At 34.6% G+C, this 16,433-nt stretch carries 16 protein-coding genes; 15 read left to right on the forward strand and 1 reads right to left on the reverse strand.

From position 1 onward, the window contains the following. Positions 1 to 2 precede the first annotated feature (2 nt). The 15 genes from EOD40_RS09435 (at position 3) to EOD40_RS09505 (ending at position 15,580) form a co-directional block, all read left to right on the forward strand. A complete protein-coding gene (locus EOD40_RS09435; RefSeq protein WP_128194911.1) occupies positions 3 to 1,358 on the forward strand; it encodes a glycoside hydrolase family 28 protein in 1,356 nt (451 codons plus the stop codon). Between the two features lie 102 nt (positions 1,359 to 1,460). Next, positions 1,461 to 1,796 (forward strand): cupin domain-containing protein, encoded by a 336-nt coding sequence (locus EOD40_RS09440; RefSeq protein ID WP_128194913.1) that lies wholly within the window; start codon positions 1,461 to 1,463, stop codon positions 1,794 to 1,796. A gap of 32 nt (positions 1,797 to 1,828) precedes the next feature. Beyond that, positions 1,829 to 2,500 (forward strand): 3-keto-disaccharide hydrolase, encoded by a 672-nt coding sequence (locus EOD40_RS09445; RefSeq protein ID WP_128194915.1) that lies wholly within the window; start codon positions 1,829 to 1,831, stop codon positions 2,498 to 2,500. Between the two features lie 149 nt (positions 2,501 to 2,649). Then, positions 2,650 to 3,459 (forward strand): O-methyltransferase, encoded by an 810-nt coding sequence (locus EOD40_RS09450; protein ID WP_128194917.1) that lies wholly within the window; start codon positions 2,650 to 2,652, stop codon positions 3,457 to 3,459. Positions 3,460 to 3,583: 124 nt separating this feature from the next. Beyond that, entirely contained in the window at positions 3,584 to 4,270 is a 687-nt protein-coding gene (locus tag EOD40_RS09455; RefSeq protein ID WP_128194919.1) for an ABC transporter ATP-binding protein, read from the forward strand. A 75-nt stretch (positions 4,271 to 4,345) separates the two neighbouring features. After that, positions 4,346 to 4,645: a hypothetical protein gene (locus tag EOD40_RS09460; protein WP_128194921.1), complete on the forward strand. Its 300-nt coding sequence runs from the start codon at positions 4,346 to 4,348 to the stop codon at positions 4,643 to 4,645. 23 nt (positions 4,646 to 4,668) lie between these two features. Continuing rightward, on the forward strand, positions 4,669 to 5,238 hold the full coding sequence (locus EOD40_RS09465; RefSeq protein WP_128194923.1) for a cob(I)yrinic acid a,c-diamide adenosyltransferase: 570 nt from the start codon (positions 4,669 to 4,671) through the stop codon (positions 5,236 to 5,238). Between the two features lie 208 nt (positions 5,239 to 5,446). Then, positions 5,447 to 5,668: a DUF2795 domain-containing protein gene (locus EOD40_RS09470; RefSeq protein WP_007138072.1), complete on the forward strand. Its 222-nt coding sequence runs from the start codon at positions 5,447 to 5,449 to the stop codon at positions 5,666 to 5,668. 82 nt (positions 5,669 to 5,750) lie between these two features. Then, complete coding sequence (gene secA / locus EOD40_RS09475) at positions 5,751 to 9,098, forward strand: preprotein translocase subunit SecA (protein WP_128194925.1); 3,348 nt, start codon at positions 5,751 to 5,753, stop codon at positions 9,096 to 9,098. Between the two features lie 418 nt (positions 9,099 to 9,516). Then, entirely contained in the window at positions 9,517 to 10,332 is an 816-nt protein-coding gene (locus EOD40_RS09480) for a HEPN domain-containing protein (RefSeq protein ID WP_128194927.1), read from the forward strand. Positions 10,333 to 10,552: 220 nt separating this feature from the next. Next, positions 10,553 to 10,834 carry a type II toxin-antitoxin system RelE/ParE family toxin gene (locus tag EOD40_RS09485; RefSeq protein WP_128194929.1) on the forward strand — a complete coding sequence of 94 codons (282 nt, stop codon included), beginning with the start codon at positions 10,553 to 10,555 and terminating at the stop codon, positions 10,832 to 10,834. Between the two features lie 10 nt (positions 10,835 to 10,844). Continuing rightward, a complete protein-coding gene (locus EOD40_RS09490) occupies positions 10,845 to 11,144 on the forward strand; it encodes a HigA family addiction module antitoxin (RefSeq protein WP_128194930.1) in 300 nt (99 codons plus the stop codon). A 95-nt stretch (positions 11,145 to 11,239) separates the two neighbouring features. Beyond that, positions 11,240 to 11,617, forward strand: coding sequence for a hypothetical protein (locus EOD40_RS09495; RefSeq protein WP_231129606.1), 378 nt, complete (start codon positions 11,240 to 11,242; stop codon positions 11,615 to 11,617). A 92-nt stretch (positions 11,618 to 11,709) separates the two neighbouring features. Continuing rightward, positions 11,710 to 13,878 carry a TonB-dependent receptor gene (locus tag EOD40_RS09500; RefSeq protein ID WP_128194934.1) on the forward strand — a complete coding sequence of 723 codons (2,169 nt, stop codon included), beginning with the start codon at positions 11,710 to 11,712 and terminating at the stop codon, positions 13,876 to 13,878. Positions 13,879 to 13,984: 106 nt separating this feature from the next. Further along, positions 13,985 to 15,580 carry a PepSY-associated TM helix domain-containing protein gene (locus tag EOD40_RS09505; protein ID WP_128194936.1) on the forward strand — a complete coding sequence of 532 codons (1,596 nt, stop codon included), beginning with the start codon at positions 13,985 to 13,987 and terminating at the stop codon, positions 15,578 to 15,580. 140 nt (positions 15,581 to 15,720) lie between these two features. Here the strand turns inward: EOD40_RS09505 and EOD40_RS09510 are convergent, their stop codons facing one another. Beyond that, positions 15,721 to 16,386 (reverse strand): TrmH family RNA methyltransferase, encoded by a 666-nt coding sequence (locus tag EOD40_RS09510; RefSeq protein ID WP_128195023.1) that lies wholly within the window; start codon positions 16,384 to 16,386, stop codon positions 15,721 to 15,723. Between the last annotated feature and the right edge of the window lie 47 nt (positions 16,387 to 16,433).

A 16,433-nucleotide genomic window follows, 5' to 3' on the forward strand; every position in this document is an offset into this window, starting at 1 on the left:
CCATGAAAAAAAACAGCATAACACTTTTATTTTTACTCTCTTTCATATTCATCTATTCACAAAGCAACAAATCAGTATATAATGTTTATGCTTTTGGTGCAAAAGGAGACGGAATAACAAATGATCAAGCTGCCATCCAAAAAGCCATAGATGCCTGCAAAAAAACAGGAGGTACAGTGCTTTTAGAAAAAGGTGTTTTTTTAACTGGACAACTGCTATTAGTAAACGATTTAACGTTAAAGATTGATACTTCAGCAACTATTTTAGGTATAAAATCGGATGATGAAAAAGATTACCCACATCATCTTATTGGCACAAAATATCCTAATAGAATGCTCGAAGATTGTCAAAGAAGATTAATTTATGGTAACAAAGTTCAGAATGTAACAATAAGCGGAGGTGGAACTATTAACGGGCAAGGTGATTTTGAACCCTGGATGCATGTAAAAGAAATAGGTACCGAAAAAGACCGTCCTTCTATTCTGGCCTTTGTAGGTTGTAATACCATTACTGTATCCAATGTAACTCTTATTAAACCTGCTTGTTGGACTCAGGTTTATATTGAATCTGAAAATATTATTATTCAAAAAATAAAAGTAAACACAGGACAACTTACTCCTAATCGTGACGGTATAGACATTGTTGATTGTCATAAAGTACTTATTGAAGACAGCTATATTGAATCAGAGGACGATGGGATTTGTTTTAAAAGCGGTAGCGAATACGGCTGTAAAGACATCATTGTAAGACGATGTACCTTAGACAAACTGAATGTAAAAGCTGGAAATTGCTTTAAATTAGGTACCGATGGTTTAGGTAGTTTTATGAATTTTGATGTTTCTGAACTAACGCTAAAAAATGCATATCAAAATTCAGCTTTCTGTATAGAATCCATGGATGGAGCGGTAATTGATAATTTAAATTTTCGCGATTGCCAAATTTCAAATTGTGGACAAGCCATTTTTATCCTTTTAGCTGATAGAAAAAGAACGGTTCCTAATAGAAAACCCCGTATTGGAACCATTTCAAATATTTATTTTAAAAATATAAATGGAACTAATTTCACCCAACAATATCCTTCCATTATTACAGGAATAAAAGGACATAACATCCAGAATGTAACTTTTGAAAATCTAAATTTCGAATTGAAAGGAGGAATTCAAACAACCAATCAAACTGTTATGGAATACGATGGTAAATATCCAGAAGGCAGTTATTTTGGGAATACGAATGCGTTTGGCTTTTTTGTGAGACATGCCGATTCTATTACTTTTACAAGTTGTAAAATAACTGCAAAATCCGAAGATAAAAGACCTTGGTTAATTCAGGAAGACACTAAAAATGTTCATATTAAATAATTACTATTTCGATTCATAAACCAAAAAGGTTACACATAAAGACCAGATGAATTGTGTAATAAAAATTTATTTAAGTACTTTGAATCCAATTTTAGAATAATCATGGAAGTAATTAAAAATAACGAAGGCTTTGAAGCTGTAAATTCAAATCCTTCTCTAATGCGAAAAGTAGTCCATCTTGACCATTTGATGGTTACCATAATGGAATTCCTTAACGGACCAATGGAAACTCCCGATCCTCCGCATAAACATGTTCACGAACAAATTACCTATGTCGCTGCAGGTTCGTTGAAGTTTTTTATTGAAGACCGTGAATATCTTTTAAACGAAGGAGATGTATTTAAAGTACAATCAAACCTGAATCACAGCATTCAAACCCTAACCGAATATGTAAAACTGGTGGATAGCTTTACTCCGTTACGTGAAGAATTTTTATAATCCCAAAGTTTTACAAATAAAATAATCGTCCTATGAATACTATTTATCGTTTACTAATTATCGTTCTATTTTTATTTTCCCAAAACAATAACGCTCAAAAACGCATTGCTCTTTTTAACCAAAAAGATTTAAAAGGATGGTATGCCTTTGGTGAAGAAGCAGGTAAACACAACAATGCAGCTGAGCTTTTTTCGGTAGAAAATAATATGATTCGAATGTACGGAGCCAAAGCGGGCTACCTGATGTCGGAACAATCGTTTCGTAATTTTGAACTAACAGTAGAATACCGATGGAATACCGATGCTAATTTTGTCAAAAAAAACAACAGCAAAAATAGCGGTGTAATGTACCTTGTGCCAGCAGAAACTCCTGATGTTTTATGGCCAAAGGGAATTCAGTTTCAAATAAAAGAAGGTGCTACCGGCGATTTCGTTTTTCTTCAGGAAGTAACCTTAAACATCAACGGAAAGAAAACAGAAGCAGGAAAAAGTGTCGTTTCCAAACGTTTTTTAGATGCTGAAAAACCTATTGGAGAATGGAATAAAATAGTAGTGATTTCAAGAAATGGCAAAATCACCCAAAAACTAAACGGAAAACTAGTTAACCAAGGCATCGAATCTACCGTTCTTGAAGGTAGAATTCTATTGCAATACGAAGGTTTCCCAATCGATTTTAGAAAAGTAAATATTAAAAAGTCTAAATAATAGATTTAATTAGCTGACTAAAAGTTTACACGATTTAAATTCTTTTATTTTTGCCACAGATTAAAAGATTAGCACGGATTAATCTGTGTAAATCTTATAATCTGTGGCTAATTTTTTAAAAGCAAAAAAGCAAAATCCTTTATTAATCTATGTTTTTCCAAATTAAAGCTTATCTAAAATTCCTTTGGCATTCTAAAAACGAACATGCGGTACACTCCCCTTTTGTATTCACTTTGATTACTAAATGCTTTTATGACAAAAAATCAAAGCCTGAATATTCTCTTTTACAAGAGTATCGCAATGCACTATTAAAGAATAAAAACAGTATTGAAGTCACTGATTTTGGAGCAGGCTCTAAAGTTTTCAAATCAAACACCAGAGTAATTGCCCAAATAGCAAAAACAGCGGGGATTTCACCCAAACGCTCCCGATTGCTTTACCGGATTACTCATTATTTTCAACCGGCAAACATTTTAGAATTAGGCACTTCGCTGGGATTAGCTACTTCTGCCCTGGCGTTGGGCAACCCAAAAGCTGCCATCACAACATTAGAAGGTTGTCCGAATACAATGGCAATTGCAAAAAATCAATTGCAATTAACAAAACTGTCATCCCGAGCGGAGTCGAGGGACAATATCAATAATGTAGAATGCATTACAACTGAATTTTCAGAATATCTCACAACTCATAACTCACAACTCACAACTCACGACTTAATCTACTTCGACGGCAATCACTCCAAAACTGCTACTTTAGATTATTTCGAACTTTTATTACCCACAATTACCAACGATTCGGTTTGGATTTTTGACGATATTCATTGGTCAGCCGAAATGCAAGAAGCCTGGGAAATCATTAAAAAACACCCAAAAGTTTCCGTAACCATTGATACTTTCCAGTTGGGATTCGTTTTCTTTAGAAGAGAACAACCCAAAGAGCATTTTATCATTCGCGTATAACACCATTTTTTAGCTCATTTTTGAACTCTAAATCATAAGATTTTCACAATAATACCTACTTATTAGTAAAGGATTTTTTAGCTTTGGTTTTTCGAAAATAAATTCTAAAACCGAATCATAAATTATGAGCAAGCCATTGATAAAAATATCGGATATAAAACGGGATTTTGTGCTGGGAAACGAAATTGTTTATGTTTTAAAAGGAATTAATTTAGAAATCAACAAAGGCGAATATGTAGCATTGATGGGACCTTCTGGTTCCGGAAAATCTACATTGATGAATCTTTTAGGCTGTTTGGACACTCCCACTTCAGGGACTTATATCTTAAACGGAAAAGATGTCAGCAAAATGAGAGATGACGAACTGGCCGAAATTCGCAATAAAGAAATTGGTTTTGTTTTTCAAACTTTCAATTTATTACCCCGAACCACTGCCTTAGACAATGTGGCATTACCGATGATTTATGCCGGATATCCAAAACCGGAACGCAATAAAAGAGCTGTTGAAGTCTTGGAACAAGTGAATCTTGCTGACCGAATGGATCACCAGCCCAACCAACTTTCAGGTGGACAACGCCAGCGTGTGGCCGTAGCCAGAGCTTTAGTCAACAGACCTTCGATTATCCTTGCCGATGAGCCCACAGGAAATTTAGACAGTAAAACATCAGTGGAAATCATGAAACTTTTTAATGAGATTCATGCCAATGGAAATACGGTAATTTTAGTAACCCACGAAGAAGAAATTGCTGCCTATGCGCACAGAGTTATTCGTTTGCGTGACGGATTGATTGAAAGCGACAATACGAAGTAAGCAGTGTTCAGAAGGCAGTAGTCAGTCAGCATAATTAGAAAGCTGTTGGTCCTTTTAAAACCAAAACAAAGTTCTATGTCAAATAAAACTGAAATATTAACACAAAATAATTTCAAATTATATATTGAATTCAAAGACAATATTATTTTTGAAAATGAATTAATCAATAAAAACATTGATTATTATAGAGATGAAAAGAGTATTATAAATTTTAGATACTTTTTTCTATCTAAAGATTCTGAATTAATTGACTTGATTTTAAAAACCAATAATATTGTTGCAAATATTGAATCACTTCCTATTCCAGAATTCAATCAAACAAAGAAAATACAATTAATCTATTTAAAAGTAGCAATTGGCATAATTATTATTTGATTTGATTTTCTAAAACATAAAAAATGAAAATATACACTAAAACAGGAGACAAAGGAACAACCTCGCTTTTTGGAGGAACCCGCGTTCCTAAAGATGATATCCGAATAGAAAGCTACGGAACTGTTGACGAATTGAATTCTTATATAGGTTTGATTCGTGACCAGGATATAAATGCTCATTACAAAGAAATCCTGATTGAAATTCAAGACCGTCTTTTTACAGTTGGAGCTATTCTGGCCACACCGGCTGAAAAAGAAATTTTAAAAAATGGTGCTCCCCGTTTGCAAAAATTAGGAATTATAGCAACTGATATCGAATTACTGGAAAAAGAAATCGACGCTATGGAAATGGAGTTACCTCAAATGACTCATTTTGTTTTGCCAGGAGGACATCCTACTGTGTCACATTGTCATATTGCACGATGCATTTGTCGCCGTGCCGAACGCCTAACGGTACATTTAAGTCATAACGAGACTGTCTCCGAAATAGTTATTAGCTATTTAAACCGACTTTCTGACTATCTTTTTGTGTTGGCACGAAAGTTGTCCCATGATTTAAACGCCGAGGAGGTAAAATGGATTCCCAGAAAGTAAAAGCTTTCTTGAAATTCCAATTTTTTGAAATCCCAAATCCCAATCCTTCTAAGACAATTTTTGGAATTTGGAATTTAAATATTGGGATTTACTATTCCTTTTTTGGAATTAAAAAAACACGTTCTTAAATTTAACTAAAAATAAATGGTTTTTTACTTGTCTTTTTCAGTAAAAAATTTATTTTTGCACAAAACTAAATCGACAAAAGATGTATTGGACATTAGAATTAGCATCCTACCTTAGTGATGCCCCATGGCCTGCTAACAAAGACGAACTTATTGATTACGCTATACGTGCAGGAGCTCCATTAGAAGTAGTAGAAAATCTACAATCTATTGAAGATGAAGGCGAAATATATGAGTCAATGGAAGAAATTTGGCCGGATTACCCTACTGACGAAGATTATCTTTGGAATGAGGATGAATATTAAAAAAACTAAGAAAAAGTCTCAAAAGAGGCTTTTTTTTTGGTTCAACATAGAGAGACAATTAATTTAGAAATACAAACCCATTATGAGTTTTATAAACAGCATTATTAAAGCTTTTGTCGGAGACAAATCGGAGAAAGATGTTAAAGCTTTACAACCTTATATCAATAAAATAAAAACTTTCGAAAGTCAATTAAGTGCTTTATCTCACGATGAACTTAGAGAAAGAACAGCTTATTTTAAAGAAACTATAAAGCAAGCCCGCGCTGCTGCCGACACTAAGATAGAAGCTTTAAAAGCTGAAGTGGAAGGCATTGAAGACATTGACAAAAGAGAAGATATCTATGTAGAGATTGACAATCTTGAAAAAGAAGCCTATGCTATTTCAGAGAAAACCTTAATGGATATTCTTCCTGAAGCTTTTGCTGTGGTAAAAGAAACAGCAAGACGTTTCAAAGAAAACAATGAAATCACGGTTGCTGCAACTGCAAAAGATCGTGAATTTTCGGCTACAAAAACCTATGTATCTATTGAAGGAGACAAGGCTATTTGGTTAAACAAATGGAACGCTGCAGGTAAAGAAATTACCTGGGATATGATTCACTATGACGTGCAATTAATTGGTGGTATGGTTTTACACCAAGGTAAAGTTGCCGAAATGCAAACAGGGGAAGGAAAAACTTTGGTTGCTACACTTCCTCTTTACTTAAACGCTTTAACTGGAAACGGAGTGCATTTAGTAACCGTGAATGACTACTTAGCTAAACGTGATAGTACATGGAAAGCGCCTTTATTTGAATTCCACGGTATGACTGTAGATTGTATCGACAATCACCAACCGAATTCTGAAGGCAGAAAAAAAGCCTATGATTCCGATATTACTTATGGAACTAATAACGAATTTGGTTTTGATTACCTAAGAGACAACATGGCACATTCGCCATCTGATTTGGTACAAAGAAAACACAACTACGCTATTGTCGATGAGGTGGATTCTGTATTGATTGATGATGCCAGAACACCATTGATTATCTCTGGTCCGGTTCCGCAAGGAGATCGTCACGAGTTCAACGAATTAAAACCAAAAATTGAAACGCTTGTTGGATTGCAACGTCAATTAGCAACAGGTTTCTTAACTGAAGCTAAAAGATTAATCAAAGAAGGAAACACTAAAGACGGTGGATTCATGCTTTTAAGAGCTTACAGAAGTTTACCTAAAAACAAAGCTTTGATTAAGTTTTTAAGTGAAGAAGGAATCAAACAATTACTTCAAAAAACTGAAAACCAATATATGCAAGACAACAACCGCGAAATGCCAAAGGTTGACGAAGCATTGTATTTTGTTATCGAAGAAAAAAACAATCAGGTAGAATTGACTGATAACGGAATCAAATTCCTTTCAGGAGATACTGATGCTGACTTTTTCATTTTACCAGATATTGGAACTGAAATTGCCAATATCGAAAAGAAAAAACTGGAAAAAGACGCTGAAGCTGAAGAAAAAGAAAGATTATTCCAGGATTTCGGTATCAAAAGCGAGCGTATCCATACGCTGACCCAACTTTTAAAAGCCTATGCTTTATTCGAAAAAGATGTAGAATATGTGATCATGGACAACAAAATTTTGATTGTCGATGAACAAACAGGACGTATCATGGATGGTCGTCGTTATTCTGACGGATTGCACCAGGCTATTGAAGCCAAAGAAAATGTAAAAATCGAGGCTGCTACCCAAACTTTTGCAACGGTAACTTTGCAAAACTACTTCAGAATGTACAACAAACTGGGTGGAATGACCGGTACTGCAGTTACAGAAGCTGGAGAACTTTGGGAAATCTACAAATTAGATGTTGTTGAAATCCCTACTAACAGAGGAATTGCAAGACATGATAAAGAAGATTTCATCTACAAAACGACCCGTGAGAAATTCAATGCCGTTATCGAAGATGTAACTGAATTATCTAAAGCAGGTCGTCCGGTTCTTATTGGAACAACTTCTGTTGAGATTTCTGAATTATTAAGCCGAATGCTGAAAATGCGTGGTGTAACCCACAACGTATTAAATGCTAAAATGCACAAACAGGAAGCTCAAATTGTTGAAGAAGCAGGAAAAGCAGGTGTGGTAACAATTGCTACCAACATGGCTGGTCGTGGTACCGATATTAAATTAACTGCCGAAGTAAAAGCAGCAGGAGGTTTAGCAATCGTTGGTACAGAACGTCATGATTCTCGTCGTGTAGACCGTCAGTTACGTGGTCGTGCCGGTCGTCAGGGAGATCCGGGAAGTTCTCAATTTTATGTTTCTCTTGAAGATAACCTGATGCGTTTATTTGGTTCTGAAAGAGTAGCTAAAGTAATGGACAGAATGGGACTTGAAGAAGGTGAAGTAATCCAACATTCGATGATGACTAAATCTATCGAACGTGCTCAGAAAAAAGTAGAAGAAAACAACTTTGGTGTTCGTAAACGTTTATTGGAATATGATGACGTAATGAACGCGCAACGTGAAGTAGTTTACAAACGTCGTCGTCATGCTTTGTTCGGAGAGCGTTTGAAACTGGATATCGCTAATATGTTGTATGATACTTGCGAACTTTTTGTTCAAAATACTAAAGCCGCAAATGATTATAAAACTTTCGAATTTGATTTAATCCGTTATTTCTCTATCACTTCTCCTGTAACTGAAGCTGAATTTGCCAAATTAACAGAAATCGAATTAACTGGAAAAGTATATAAAGAAGCGTTGAAATTCTACAACGAAAAATGTGAGCGTAGCGCCAGAGAAGCTTTCCCTATCGTGAAAAACATTTTCGAAGATCCAAACAATCAGTTTGAGCGCATTGTAGTTCCGTTTACCGATGGTGTAAAATCACTAAGTGTAGTGACTGATTTGAAAAAAGCTTACGAAACTGAAGGAAGACAATTAGTGGCCGATTTCGAGAAAAACATTACTTTGTCTATTGTGGATGAAGCTTGGAAAAAACACTTACGTAAAATGGACGAATTGAAACAATCAGTTCAATTAGCTGTTCACGAACAAAAAGATCCATTGCTTATCTATAAATTCGAAGCTTTCAATTTATTCAACAGCATGTTGAACGGAATCAACAAAGAAGTAATTTCATTCTTGTTCAAAGGCGATTTACCTCAACAATCAGTTCCTGAAATTGAAGAAGCGAGAGAAGTAGTTCGTCCAAAAGAAAAATTACAACTAACGAGAGACGAAATTCCGAATAGCGAAAGCGCTAACCGCGAAGCTGGTGAAACGCAACAACGTCAGGTAACGGAAACTATCGTAAGAGAGATGCCAAAAATCAATCGCAACGATACCGTAACAGTACAACAAATAGCTACCGGAAAAACGGAATCTATGAAATACAAAAAAGCAGAAGCTTTATTAGCAACTGGAGAATGGGTTATTGTTAACGAGTAAACAGTTTACAGTATTCAGTCGGCAGTTAGCAGACGTATGAAATAAAGGAGTCCCCGATTACGAAAGTAGTTGGGGATTTTTTTTATTCTGAATTTGTTTCAGAATCTTTTCTATTTTAGGAGCAGTACTTTTTGTGTTTTCAATGAGCATTCCTCCCGCTTTCGCCTTTATCTCTTCGTCCCGAAAGGTCGGGACTACGAGGATATCGGCTCTATCGGGGCTAGTTAAAACTTTTATTTTTATTAAGATAATTTGTATACATTTGAGAAAAAATATAATACGCATCAATAATTAATAAAACTTGCGCATAACATACCATTTTAGAATAAAACTAGTTTAGTTTATGCGCCAATAAACTAGTTACCTGCGAGCAATGAGCACTAAATGACTAAATATGGGGATGACTAAGAATTCTTGGATGGAAAAACAAGAAGAAGAATCAAATAAAAAACTTGCTAAAAGGCTAGGACTTACTTACGATGAGCTAATGGAAACTGATTGGCATATCGAAACTGATGAAAGTAAAGAAGGTATTATTTATGGAAATATTATATACTTTGTAGAAATTCCTAAACGTATCAGAAAAAAAATTATTGGTTTAGATGGTGACAATCAAGTTTATTTAGAGCATAACTATGATTACGAAGATTATTACAATGATAACTATGAAGATTATTTTGAGACAATTATTGCAAATAGTCATTACTACGATAGTTTTCAAACCGAAATAAATAATCTTATAAAACTCAACAAAATTGATTTAGATGATACCAACTTGAATAAAATTCTAAAACGTCAAATCTATATTTCTGCTATTACTTGTCTTGAAACTTTTCTTTCTGATACTTTTGTAAATCAAACAAATGAAAACGAAACATACTTGCGTAATTTCGTTGAAACTTTTCCGGTTTTTACAAACAAAAGGTTGAATTTAAATCAGATCTATGAGCATTTTGAAAAATTAAATAAAATTGCACGCAAAGAAATGTTAGATGTAATTTATCATAATCTTGATAAAGTAGAAAATATGTATAGAGCAACTTTTAAAATTGATTTTCCTGATATTCAAGAACTTTCAAAAGCCGTTGCTCAAAGACACGATCTTGTACATAGAAATGGTAAAACAAAAGAAGGAGAAGAAGTTAATATAGACGAAGAATCAATTAAAAAATTGATTGCAAAAATTTATGATTTTGTGGAAAGTATATCAAATTTATTAAAACTTAAAGGTTAAAGCTCCTACTCGTCCTCGTTTATGCACACCATCTGGTGCTTGTCTGCGACGAGTACCTACATAAATTAAAAGATAAATCGTAGCGTTTGCAACGCGGTTTTTCAAACACATTAATTACCTAATATCCAAAAACTTATCTTCCATAAAAAGGATAAAACACCATAATTTGGCATTCTTCAAAAAACTACTTACCTTTGACGTTAGTATCTAAATTTAGTTCGTGATAATAGATTTTGGAAATAAAGAAACTGAGAAAATTTGGAATGGTATTCAATCAAGAAAATTACCGTCAGATATTCAAAATGTAGCCAGACGAAAACTAAGAATGATTAACAATTCACAAAATATTAATGATCTTAGAATTCCGCCAGCAAATCGTTTAGAAAAACTCAGTGGGAATTTATCTGAATTTTATAGCATCCGAATTAATAATCAGTGGCGAATAATTTTCAAATGGGAAAATGATAATGCTTCTGAAGTAGAAATTATAGATTATCATTAAAAAGGGAATTATGGAAACTTTAAAAAATATTCATCCAGGCGAAATTTTAAAAGAAGAATTTCTTGAACCATTAGGAATTACGGCTTACCGTTTGTCCAAGGAAACCTTTATTCCGCAAACCAGAATTGGAGAAATCCTAAAAGGAAACCGCAGAATCACTGCCGATACAGCTTTGAGGTTGTCAAAATATTTTGGAACAAGCGCAAAATTCTGGCTTGGTCTTCAAGATGATTTTGATTTAGAGGAAGAAAATAATTCCAAGAAAAAAGAATTCGAAAATATAAAGCCGGCAGCAAATAGTGCAGCATAACAAGCGGTTTGTTTCACTCAAGGATTTTCTGTTAAAAAAATGCAGTAAAAAAATATTTATCTGTACTTTTGCATTCGAAAACAAAAAAGCACTTTTTGAAGTCATTATTTAGCATAGTACTTTCTATACTTTTATTACTACCTTCTTTTGGTAGTTTCTTTGTTTATACTTCATTCAAATTAAATCAGGACGAAATTGCAAAAACCATTTGTGTGCAACGAAAATTGGTAAACAATAGTTGTAATGGTCGATGCGAACTTCAAAAAAGCCTTAAAAAATACGAGGACAACGAAAAAAAGATGCAAAACAATCTGGATAACAAAGTAGATTTAGTTTTCATTCAAAATACCGTTTTCGCTGATTTCAACGCAATCACAGTTGCACCTATAGAAAAACCTAATTTCTATATTTTAGAAAAGAAAACCGTTTCGGTAGCTCTTTCTTCCTTTAGACCACCCTCCTATTTTATATAAATTCTAATATCGCTTTTCAATGGATATTGAATTGCTTTTTCTTGGTTTTAACCAAGGAAACATCGCTATTTATAAAATTTATATAAATTAAAATGAAAAATATATTCTTGGCTTTAGCCATAATAAGCCAATTTGCTATAGCTCAAAATAAACAAAACAAAACACAAAAAGACACCACTACTATCCACGAACTTGAAAGTGTTTTTGTAACTGCCAATCGTACTGCCACTTTACGTAAAGAAACTCCTGTTGCCATTAGTAAATTAACTGCTAAAACTATCGACGAAAGCAAGGCTGTTGCCATGTATGAAATTGTCAACAAAACTCCAGGTGTTTTGATGGTAAACCTTGGCAACGAGCAAAACATGATGACCATTCGCCAACCCATGACTACTAATGCCTATTATTTATATCTTGAAGATGGATTGCCTATCCGTCCATTAGGAATTTTCAACCACAATGCTTTATTAGAAATCAATCAGTTCAACTTGGAAAGTATTGAAGTGGTAAAAGGACCAACTTCTTCTTTATATGGGCCGGAAGCTGTGGGCGGAACGATTAATTTAATTTCGCAAAAACCATCTTTCTATCCTGAGTTTAAGTTTGGCGTTCAGGCCGATCAATGGGGATACAAAAGAATTCAGGCTGCCGGTAGTGCCACAGTTGGAAAAATAGGATTTCATATTTCGGGTATTTCCAGTATTCAGGAAAACTCCTGGATGACCTATTCTGATTATACCAAAGACAATCTGAACGTTAGAGTGGATTATGCCATCAATGACAAAACCCGTTTGATTAGCAATACCATGATTGGAAAATATTACTCGGACATGAGTGGTGGTGTAAATGAAAGCGATTTTAACAACAGAAGTTACAAAAGCAGTTCTGATTTTACCTATAGAAAATCTGATGCTTTACGTACCCGATTGACTCTGGAACACGACTGGAATCTAAACGCAAGTAGTTATTTAACAGTATATCACCGGGACAACAAGCTAGGGCAAAATCCTTCTTATGGAATTCGTTGGAGCGCAACAAACAATCCGACAACAGCACTGGGAGAGGTCAATTCGAACAATTTTAAAAGCTATGGCGTTATCGGGCAACACACCCAAAAATTTGACTTTTGGAACACTACCATGGTCAGTGGTGCCTTATACGATTACTCTCCGGTAACTTATTGGGCTTATTTAATCAACCTGAAAGCGACTTTAAATCCGGGTAATCCAGGAACACAAACGGTAAATAAATACGAAATCGTAGCCGAACACCCTGAAGTTAAACTGGCTGATTATACCGCTGACATTTACAATACTGCTGTTTTTAAACAAATAAGTTTCACTCCTATCGACAAATTAACTGTTACTGTTGGCGGGCGATATGATGCTATGAAAATTGACTACAACAATGCCTTAGACAATTCGACAGGAAATAAAAGTTACAACAAATTCACTTTTAAAGTAGGTGCTAATTACAATCCTGTAAAAAACGCCGGATTTTATGCGAACTATTCGCAAGGCTTTTCACCACCGAGTATTACTTCTATTTTCAGAGCCAGAACAGGAACAGGAGGAAATACTGGAATCCCGGCTGAATTTTATTATAATCTAAAACCTGCCACATTCGAAAATTATGAATTCGGCGGATGGATTAGCTTACTTGAGAATAAATTGATATTCGATTATGCCATTTATTACATGGATGGAAAAAACGAATTACTAAATGTTCGTCTGGAAGACAGCTCTACCGATTATCGTTCGGCAGGAGAAACAAATCACAAAGGAATAGAATTTGGTTTCAATTACCGTCCAAATGCACAATGGAACATTCGCATGGGAGGAACAGTGGCAAAACACCGTTATATTGACTTTCAACTATCAGACAATTCAGCAGATGTATTACAAAATTTAGGTGGTTACGAAATGCCGCAGGCACCAAGATGGTCAGGAAATTCAGAATTGAGTTATTATCCAAATTGGCTGCCTAATTTTAGAACCTCAGTCGAATGGCAATCGGTAGGGAGTTATTACCAAAACCAAATCAATTCGGTAAAATATGACGGTTATAACATTTTTAATGCCCGTGTAGGTTATAAATACCACAACATCGAAATCTATGGAAATGTGATGAACCTGACCGATAAATTATATGCTTATAATTTATCCAGAGGAAATGCCGCTAACGCACAAACCACCTATTTAGCTGCCGCTCCCAGAACTTTTTTATTAGGAATACAATACAATCTTTCTTTAAAAAAATAATTTTAGCCACAGTTTAAAAAATTGAACCATTAAGAAATTTAGGTTTTGCGCTTAACAAACTTAAATTTCTTAATGGTGAAAAAAGCAAAATCTTAAGTTCTCAAAAATGAGCAAGAAAAACACCAAAAAGAAGGATTCGAAATTCGTCAAGAAAATCAAACAGAATATGTACCAATGGCATCGAACCATTGGAGTCATCACCATCATTCCTGTTATTTTCTGGACTTTATCGGGCTTAATGCATCCGTTTATGGCGCATTTTTTCAAACCTGAAATTGCCCATGAAAAACTGGAAATCAACACCGTCAATCAAAAACAATTACCGCTTTCCATTCAGGAAGTTTTGGAGAAAAACGATATTCAGCAGTTTAAAAACTTCCGAATCGTTTCTTTCAACAATGCGACTTTCTATCAGATAAAAAATATCGTTGGCGATTTATTGTATTTTGATACTTCAAACGGAAAAGAACTCCAAAACGGAGATAAAATTTACGCCGAATGGTTGTCGCGTTATTTCTTAGACGACCAAAAAAGCAGTGTAAAAAATAGCGAAATCATCACCGAATTTGACAATCAGTACAAATATGTCAATCGTTATTTGCCTGTTTACAAGGTAACTTTGGACCGTCCGGATACTATGGAAGTTTATGTAGAAACTTCATCCAGTAAATTAGCGACTTACAACCCAACATCGAGACAATTTTTCATCTGGTTTTTTGATGTTTTTCACAACTGGTCTTTTATAGACGCTATCAGCAACAATAGTATTCGCATCATCACAATGATTTTCTTGTTGTCTATCATTGGATTTTCTGCCGTTAGCGGCATTGTGATTTATGGCTTTTTGTGGAAACAATTTAAAAAATCGGATGATTTAGAACCTAAAAAAGGAATCAGGAAATACCATCGCCAAATTGGGATTTGGATTTCATTATTCACACTGACCTTTGCTTTTAGTGGGGCTTATCACGCTACAACCAAATGGAATCCTTACACTCTGGATCAAATGATGTACGAACCTACTTTTAAAACCAAGGAAATTGGATTGGGGAATAACAAACTCGATTTAGACTGGAATCGTTTTCAAAATGCAAGTCTTATAAGCTTTAATGACAGCACTTATTACCGTTGCCAATTAGAAGAAAAAGAAACCGGGAAATTCAAAAAACCAAAATCGGATTCGAATTCGAAATGGAATAAAAAAGAAGACCCAAAATCGGAAGTGGTTTATATTAATGCTACAACTAACAAAACCACACCAAATCTGGATTTACAATACGCCGAATTCCTGGCCTATTATTTTACTGATGGCGCTCCAAAAGCTCCTTGTTGCGAAATGATGAGTCCTGAAATTCCCGAAGAAGCTGAAACTTCTTTAGAAAATGTAAAATTATTAGAATCTAAAGTGATTACTAATTTTGAAAACAGGGAATACGGTTTTGTAAACAAACGCTTGCCTGTGGTAAAACTGGCTTATGACACTCCTGAAAAAACGACTTATTTTATAGAAACCGCTACTTCAAGATTAGCCGCCATCGTAAAAAACTCAGACATGGTGGAAGGTTATTCCTTTGCCATCTTACACAAATTTTTGTTTATGGACTGGGCAGGAAAAAACGTGCGTGATTTGACGATGGTTTTGGCTGCACTTTGTATTTTAATCGTTAGTGTACTTGGATTAATTATGTTTTTGAGAAAATAAAAACAAAACTGTTTTCTTAAAAATTACCGCAAATTCGCAAATTATTTTTTAGTCTTTTGAGCTAAATAAATTTGCGAATTTGAGGTATTTATTTCTTCTAAATCTTTGCTATTTCTTTGTAACCTTTGCTGTTTAAAAAACTACACTTTAGGGTTTTCTTCGTAGTATCTCGCTTCAATTCGCTTAATATCTTTTATCGATTTTCGAGTCCAATCCAAACGTTTCTCTAAAATTTCGGTATCGGTCAATTTCCAGTCGATATCCGAGCGTCTCAATCTATTGGTTAAATCCTGAATGATAATCGCAGCCGAAACTGAAATATTCAAACTCTCGGTAAAACCAACCATTGGAATCTTCAAAAAACCATCCGCTTTTTGCATCACTTCTTCTGACAATCCCTCTTTTTCGGTTCCAAAAAATATGGCACTGGGTTTTGAAATATCAAATTTTTCTAAAGTACAATCCTGTTCATGTGGGGTTGTGGCGATAATTTGGTAGCCCTGCTCTTTCAAAGAAGCAATACAACCGGAAACCGAATCATGTCTGTTAATATCGACCCATTTTTGAGCTCCCATAGCAATTTGCTTATCGATTCTTTTTCCAAAACGTTGTTCAATGACATTCAATTCCTGAATTCCAAAAACCTCGCAACTACGCATCACCGCAGAGGTATTATGCAATTGAAAAACATCTTCAACAGCTACAGTAAAATGTTTGGTTCGCTTTTCCAATACTTCTAAAAAGCGTTCTTTGCGATTATCAGTCAATATATTTTCAAGGAAATTCAGGTAATCAATATCAATCATTCTATTTGTAATTTTTCGCAAAAATACATTTTTTATCCTTTATTTTA

The organism is Flavobacterium sufflavum, from assembly GCF_004016525.1.
Classification (GTDB): Bacteria; Bacteroidota; Bacteroidia; order Flavobacteriales; family Flavobacteriaceae; genus Flavobacterium; species Flavobacterium sufflavum.

Excerpts from the sequence above, each read along its gene's own strand:
- EOD40_RS09490 (WP_128194930.1), top strand. The coding sequence starts at position 10,845 with ATGGAAACTTTAAAAAATATTCATCCAGGCGAAATTTTAAAAGAAGAA.
- secA (WP_128194925.1), top strand. The coding sequence starts at position 5,751 with ATGAGTTTTATAAACAGCATTATTAAAGCTTTTGTCGGAGACAAATCG.
- EOD40_RS09435 (WP_128194911.1), top strand. The coding sequence starts at position 3 with ATGAAAAAAAACAGCATAACACTTTTATTTTTACTCTCTTTCATATTC.
- EOD40_RS09445 (WP_128194915.1), top strand. The coding sequence starts at position 1,829 with ATGAATACTATTTATCGTTTACTAATTATCGTTCTATTTTTATTTTCC.
- EOD40_RS09480 (WP_128194927.1), top strand. The coding sequence starts at position 9,517 with ATGGAAAAACAAGAAGAAGAATCAAATAAAAAACTTGCTAAAAGGCTA.
- EOD40_RS09460 (WP_128194921.1), top strand. The coding sequence starts at position 4,346 with ATGTCAAATAAAACTGAAATATTAACACAAAATAATTTCAAATTATAT.
- EOD40_RS09510 (WP_128195023.1), bottom strand. The coding sequence starts at position 16,386 with ATGATTGATATTGATTACCTGAATTTCCTTGAAAATATATTGACTGAT.
- EOD40_RS09440 (WP_128194913.1), top strand. The coding sequence starts at position 1,461 with ATGGAAGTAATTAAAAATAACGAAGGCTTTGAAGCTGTAAATTCAAAT.
- EOD40_RS09500 (WP_128194934.1), top strand. The coding sequence starts at position 11,710 with ATGAAAAATATATTCTTGGCTTTAGCCATAATAAGCCAATTTGCTATA.
- EOD40_RS09470 (WP_007138072.1), top strand. The coding sequence starts at position 5,447 with ATGTATTGGACATTAGAATTAGCATCCTACCTTAGTGATGCCCCATGG.
- EOD40_RS09465 (WP_128194923.1), top strand. The coding sequence starts at position 4,669 with ATGAAAATATACACTAAAACAGGAGACAAAGGAACAACCTCGCTTTTT.
- EOD40_RS09505 (WP_128194936.1), top strand. The coding sequence starts at position 13,985 with ATGAGCAAGAAAAACACCAAAAAGAAGGATTCGAAATTCGTCAAGAAA.
- EOD40_RS09450 (WP_128194917.1), top strand. The coding sequence starts at position 2,650 with ATGTTTTTCCAAATTAAAGCTTATCTAAAATTCCTTTGGCATTCTAAA.
- EOD40_RS09455 (WP_128194919.1), top strand. The coding sequence starts at position 3,584 with ATGAGCAAGCCATTGATAAAAATATCGGATATAAAACGGGATTTTGTG.